We start from the raw sequence: 6,047 nt of genomic DNA on the forward strand, positions 1-6,047 counted from the left end.
CGTCAAGCAGCCCACCGACTGCAAACTCTTCGGCACGGTCTGCATTCCGGACAATCCCATGGGTTCCTGCATGGTCTCGTCCGAAGGCGCCTGCGCGGCCTACTGGAGCTACGGGCGGTTCAGGGAAGCGCCGGCGTCGCGGACAGCACTGGCCTAATCCGAACGCGCTGTCGCGAGCTGCTGCGAACGCGGAGGGTTGAGGGGAGGCCGCCGCACTGACTTGCATCACGCCGCGCTCGCTGGCAGATTGACAGTTTGGTATTCGATCCGCGGAACAGATCCATGAGTTCAGTCATCGCACTCTATGAAGCGCTTGCCAGCGCGCCGGACGACAAGACCCGCGCCAAGGTCATCGCGGAGGCATTCGAGCGACTTGAGGAACGCTATCCGCACTTGCCGGATCTGGCGACCCAGGGTCATGTGCGCGAATCCGAATTGCGGCTGCAAAAAGAGATTGAGCAGGTGCGCGCGGATCTGAAAGCCGACATCGAACAGGTGCGCGCCGAATTGCGCGAAACCGAATTGCGCATCAGGAAGGAGATTGAACAGGTACGCGCGGAACTGAAAACCGACATCGAGCAGGTGCGCGCGGATCTGCGCGAAACCGAACTGCGTCTGAAAAAAGACATTGAGCAGCTGCGTGGCGAACTCAAAACCGACATCGAGCGTGTCAAGACGGATCTGCTGAAATGGATCGTCCCCTTGATCCTGGCACAAATTGCCGCGACTGCCGCATTGGTGAAATTGCTGTGATGACGACCGACCGACGCTTCCCCGTTCGACTGGACCTGAAAAACGGCGCCGTGGACATGAGTCATGGCGCCGGCGGACGCGCCATGGCCCAACTCATCGCCGAGGTGTTCCAGAAAGCTCTGGATAACGAACTGCTCGCCCAAGGCAACGATCAAGCCCTGTTCATGCCGCCAGCCGGACGCTTGGTCATGAGTACCGACGGGCACGTCATCTCGCCGCTGTTCTTCCCCGGCGGCGACATCGGTTCACTGGCCGTCCATGGCACCGTCAACGATGTGGCCATGGCCGGCGCGCGGCCGCTCTATCTGGCCGCCGGTTTCATCCTGGAGGAAGGCTTTCCGCTGTGCGAGCTCGTGCGTATCGTCGAGAGCATGGCCCATGCCGCCAATGTGGCCGGCGTGCCCATCGTGACCGGCGATACCAAGGTGGTCGAGCGCGGCAAGGGCGACGGTGTCTTTATCACCACCACAGGCATTGGGGTGGTGCCGGACGGCATCCATATCTCCGGCGATCGGGCGCGGCCCGGCGATGCCATCCTGGTCAGCGGCAGCATGGGCGATCACGGTGTCGCCATTCTCTCCAAACGCGAAAATCTGAGCTTCGGGACCGAGATTCAGTCCGATAGCGCCGCGTTGCACGATCTAGTGGCGGCCATGATCGACGTCGTCCCGGAGATTCGTTGTCTGCGCGATCCGACCCGCGGGGGCCTGGCGACGACCTTGAACGAACTGGCCCATCAGTCGAGCGTCGGCATGCAGATCCGCGAGCAGACCATCCCGGTGCGCCCCGAGGTGGCCGCCGCCTGCGAACTGCTCGGGCTCGACCCGCTCTATGTAGCCAACGAGGGCAAACTGGTCGCGATCTGTCCCGCCGAACGCGCCGAGGCCCTGCTGTCGATCATGCGCGCGCATCCTAAAGGGACGGCATCGGCGATCATTGGCGAGGTCGTCGAGGACGCACTGCGCTTCGTGCAGATGGAGACCGGCTTTGGCGGGAGCCGGATCGTCGATTGGCTGGCCGGCGAGCAATTGCCGCGGATCTGTTGATTCGATGGAAGCTCAATGCATCCGGACTGGATCCCGTTCCATGTTTTGTACTATCTTCGTGTGGCTTATAACAATCCATAACTAGAGAGAGGATCAGATGATGCGTCAATCACTTTTCGTCACCGCTTCCATGGCGCTGCTTGGCGCGACCATGACTCTCGCGATCGCCGGCGATATGGCTAGCCCCGATGAGGCCAAGGCGATGTCGCAGAAGGCGCAGGCCGCCGTCAATGAGATGGGCGGGGACAAGGCGTTCGCGGTGTTTGCCGCCGATGATGGCGGCTTTAAGGAGAAAGATCTCTACGTCTTTTGCATGGATCTTGAGGGCGTCATGCTTTCGCACGCGATGAAACCCGAACTGGTTGGCAAGAACCTGCTGGATTTCAACAAGTATGGAGATGAACTCTTCAAGAACATGATTGCGGTTGCCAAGTCGTCCGGGGAAGGCTGGGTCGATTATCACTGGCCCTATCCAGGCAGCGACGAGATCCGCGAGAAGACCAGTTATGTCATGACCAACAAGGAGGGGTTGTTCTGCGGCGTTGGAGCCTATAAATAACGGTGTTTTTCACGGTATTCAGGAAACACCGTTTGCAGCGGTGTTTCCTGCCGACCATAGAATCCCTTCCCCGCATCTCGCCCGCCAAAAATGTCGATTGGCGTGCGGGATTCCGCAGCAGCGACATGCGTCAGCATCCCGGCAGTCCGTCACGTTTCGCTGTCGCGCGCGTCAGGAGGTGCTCGCGATCCTAGCGGCCGCGAATCCTGTCATGGGCTCTCCGTCTCGTCGGCGACATTGACCGACCCGAAATCCAACTCTCCCACGGCAATTTTCAGGATCGTGTTCTTGCCGCGTTCATCCGTTTGGCGGAAATACTCCACTAACTGCCGTTCTTGCGGCGACAATGGACCCTTGTCGTCGAGACACAGCAGATAGGTCGGCGTCACTGTCCCGAGTGCGACCGATAACAGATGTGCCTCTTCAAGCCCCATCCGGCGAATGCCCTGTTCGTAATTGCTGATGCGAGATTTGGAGAGTGCGTTCGTGCGGCTTGAGAGGTCGGCAAGGCTGAGCTTTTGCTCATGTCGGGCCGCGCGCAGGCGTTGGCCAATTCGTTTAGTCAGATCCATAGTGATTAAAGTTTAAACAAACCCGTTACGTTAGTCGTACAGAGTACGATAGAGTGACGACGGCCAAGTTCGCCCGATCAGCGGGCTAAACACACGTCCTCTATGCGGGAACTCAACCATCGATTCGCCATCCGGCGCGGACAACGCCTGCGTCCCCGGAGGTTGGCGATCATGATGTTTTCTGGACTGGTCAGCCCAGGAAGGCATCTTCCCATTTTGCGTCGCCGACGGTCTGGTGCTGTGGTTCCACCACCCGATCCGCGAAAATTCGATCCAGCGTTTTCATGAAACACTTGGTTTGTGGCGACAGAAATTTCCCGCGACGTTGCACAATGCCATAACTCCGCTTGGGAAAATATTGTCCGATGGGGGTGACCCCCAGATTTTCCTCGCCAGTCAGACAGACGTCAGTCACGATCGAGATGCCCAGACCAAGCTCGACGTATTTTTTGATCACTTCCCAGCCACCCGCTTCCATGGTGACGTGATACCCCAGGTTATGCTGCTTGAAGACCAGATCGACGAGTCGCCAGGTGCTCAAATGGCGGGGCGGTAAAATCAGTCCGTAAGGCGCGATCTCTTCCAGCGTCACCGAGGTCTTGTTCGCGAGCGGATGGTCTCTGGGGGTGATCAAGGTCGGCTGATAGGTCACGAAGGGCCGATAGGTGATGTCATCGGGCGTTTCCAGCATCGAACCTACGGCAAGATCGACCTCATCGGCACGCAGCATAGCCAAGCCATCGCGCCCCGTGACATTGTGGAGCTTAAGTTCGATCCCCGGAAATTGATCGACAAAGGCGCGCACCGGCTCTGGCAGGATATAGAGAATCGTCGATTCGCCAGCGGCAACATTCAGCACGCCCTTGTCCACGCGGCCACATTGGGTGGCAAAGGCATCATGCAATTTGTCCATGCCGTCGACCAGGGGTTCCGCCATCTGGAACAAGAGATCGCCTTCAGGCGTCAGTTTGATCTTGGGGCCGCGTCGCTCAAACAGAATCGTGCCGAATTCCCGCTCCAGTGCCTGGATCTGGAGAGAGACGGTCGGTTGACTCAGGAAGATTTTCTCGGCGGCGGCGCTAACACTGCCGGTGCGCGCGGCGTGGCAGAAAGCCCGAAGCTGCTTCAAACGATTCTGTTTGTAGTGAATCTGGGATCCCGAGACCATGGCCATTCGTGTCCTTCGCGCTATCAGAAGTTTTTATAATAACTGACCAAAGTTATTGGTAAAAGCAATAAATGCCTGAGGGTGCCCAGCAACAAAGAAGACCGTCGTCTCGGCGGCCAGTCTTGATGCGTGAGAGCAGTCTTGCGTCGTGCAAACTTGTCAGACCGAAGTTTTCGCTGCTGAATCAAATGTGTTTGGCGGCGCTAAACATGGTCGAGTTGCTGGAGAATGTTGCGCGCAATTCGCCGTTGATCGGTGTCGCCTTCTTCAAGGACCTCGTAAAGTACCTGGCGTGCCGCAAAATCGTTGTGCAACTCGCGTAACCGATTTGCCCGCATGATTTTTTCCTCGACCGAATTGATCGTTCTGGCTCTCGAATCAGACGCATTGGCTTGTCGGGGTGTCGACTCCGACGGTCGATCGGCATCTGCCAGATCCAACTCCGCTTCCATCTCATCATCCGTCAACGGGCGCCAACGATCAGGATCATCGACACGTACCGTTAGAACGCTGTCAAGCTCACTGGGGGTATCGGATGCGCCAATAGTTGCTCGCGCGCATGATGCGGCGTTGCCATTTGCCGATGTTTTGAGATCGGTATCCTTTTGTTCATCCTTACGCCGACGTATCAGGAGGCGCGAGGAGAAAATGCCGAGTTCAAACAGCAGCCACATCGGGATGGCCAACATGGTCTGAGAAAACACATCCGGGGGAGTCAGCAACATACCAATGATGAAAGCGCCGACAATCACGTAAGGACGCTTATTGGCCAAGTCATCAGGCGTCACCGCGCCGACCGCGACCAGCAGGATGGTGGCGATCGGGATCTCGAAGGCGAGTCCGAACGCAAAAAATAGCGCCAGGACAAAATCCAAATAGGAGGCGATGTCGGTCATCATTGCCACGCCTTCAGGTGTCGTGCTGGCCATGAAGGCGAAGACTAATGGGAACACCAGGTAATAGGCGAAGGCCATACCTATATAAAAGAGAAGGATGCTGGAGACCAGCAGAGGAATCGCAAGACGCTGCTCATGCTGGTAGAGGCCAGGTGCAACGAAGGCCCAAAGTTGATAGAGCAGGTAGGGCATCGCGAGGAATACGGCTGCCACCAGTGCCAGCTTGAAGGGCGTCAGGAAGGGCGAGATGACCTGTGTCGCGATCATGCTGTTGCCTTCTGGCAACTGAGCGATCAAAGGGCCTGCGACAAAGGTGTAAATGTCATTGGCAAACGGGAAAAGCACCAGAATCACTAACCCGATGGCGATCAGCATACGGATCAGCCGATTACGCAGTTCGATCAAGTGTGAGATGAATGGCTGTTCGGCACCGGAGTCGTCAGGTTGCATCGAGGAAGGCATCAGGGTGCTCGAAAAGATTGATCGGGAATGGTAGCGATATCGCTTGGCCGCGAGTCGAAACCAGCGGAGTTGTTGGTCGTGCCGTGATCCAGATGAGTTCTCGCGTCACCATGCCGCCGCGTCACGTATTCGGACGGTGCTCTGGACCATCAAGCCAGCATACGGATTGGAAAAATGGCTTGATGGCATGACTTCGGCAAACGTAAATCATAGCGTATTCATGCCGGTTCTGTCAGTGCTACCTGTGGCGCCCCCAGGGCGAGCGCGTACCCCTATAAATCAATAAGTTACAGTTCATATGTATTGTGAAGCTCGCATCTTAACTGTTTGATTTTATTGATTTCAGAAAAAATTATACGCGCTCACCCTGGTGGCGCCCCAGCAATTCTCACTTTAGCCCCGACGCGCTAGAGTTCCCGGCGAGAATTGCTGGTCTGACTGAAAAAGATTGACAGCGATTTCTCGGCATTGGTAGAGTGTTCGGCTTGCTTAACGGAGTTCGGGAGCGGGAAGGAATCTGGGCGTTGGGGGGTTGACAAAGCCCTGAGGGAGCGTAGAATGGTCGGTCTTGGCAGTGCGGAAGTGTTGGAC

General features: G+C 57.1%; 7 protein-coding genes and 1 pseudogene. 4 read left to right on the forward strand and 4 right to left on the reverse strand.

Translation table 11 applies throughout. From position 1 onward, the window contains the following. From QZY07_RS18850 to QZY07_RS18865, 4 genes and pseudogenes are all read left to right on the forward strand, one after another. Positions 1–157 (forward strand): annotated as a pseudogene (locus tag QZY07_RS18850) (hydrogenase formation protein HypD); the annotation flags it as partial. Positions 158–282: 125 nt separating this feature from the next. Then, positions 283–753 carry a DUF1640 domain-containing protein gene (locus tag QZY07_RS18855; protein ID WP_295406008.1) on the forward strand — a complete coding sequence of 157 codons (471 nt, stop codon included), beginning with the start codon at positions 283–285 and terminating at the stop codon, positions 751–753. Further along, entirely contained in the window at positions 753–1,799 is a 1,047-nt protein-coding gene (gene hypE, locus QZY07_RS18860) for a hydrogenase expression/formation protein HypE (protein WP_295406010.1), read from the forward strand. Before QZY07_RS18855 ends, hypE begins: the two co-directional genes overlap by 1 nt. A gap of 130 nt (positions 1,800–1,929) precedes the next feature. Further along, positions 1,930–2,358 carry a cache domain-containing protein gene (locus QZY07_RS18865; protein WP_295406012.1) on the forward strand — a complete coding sequence of 143 codons (429 nt, stop codon included), beginning with the start codon at positions 1,930–1,932 and terminating at the stop codon, positions 2,356–2,358. On the opposite strand, the gene QZY07_RS18870 is transcribed toward QZY07_RS18865, so the two are convergent. The 4 genes from QZY07_RS18870 to tatC all read right to left on the reverse strand — a co-directional run bounded on the left by QZY07_RS18870 (position 2,349) and on the right by tatC (position 5,456). Beyond that, a complete protein-coding gene (locus QZY07_RS18870) occupies positions 2,349–2,495 on the reverse strand; it encodes a hypothetical protein (protein WP_295406013.1) in 147 nt (48 codons plus the stop codon). The two genes, QZY07_RS18865 and QZY07_RS18870, sit on opposite strands and share 10 nt — an antisense overlap. A 72-nt stretch (positions 2,496–2,567) precedes the next feature. Beyond that, complete coding sequence (locus tag QZY07_RS18875; RefSeq protein WP_295406015.1) at positions 2,568–2,930, reverse strand: helix-turn-helix transcriptional regulator; 363 nt, start codon at positions 2,928–2,930, stop codon at positions 2,568–2,570. Between the two features lie 190 nt (positions 2,931–3,120). Further along, positions 3,121–4,098 carry a LysR family transcriptional regulator gene (locus QZY07_RS18880; protein WP_295406017.1) on the reverse strand — a complete coding sequence of 326 codons (978 nt, stop codon included), beginning with the start codon at positions 4,096–4,098 and terminating at the stop codon, positions 3,121–3,123. Positions 4,099–4,301: 203 nt separating this feature from the next. After that, entirely contained in the window at positions 4,302–5,456 is a 1,155-nt protein-coding gene (tatC, locus tag QZY07_RS18885; protein WP_295406018.1) for a twin-arginine translocase subunit TatC, read from the reverse strand. Positions 5,457–6,047 lie beyond the last annotated feature (591 nt).

Origin of the sequence: uncultured Thiocystis sp. (assembly GCF_903866365.1) — a bacterium.
Classification (GTDB): Bacteria; Pseudomonadota; Gammaproteobacteria; order Chromatiales; family Chromatiaceae; genus Chromatium.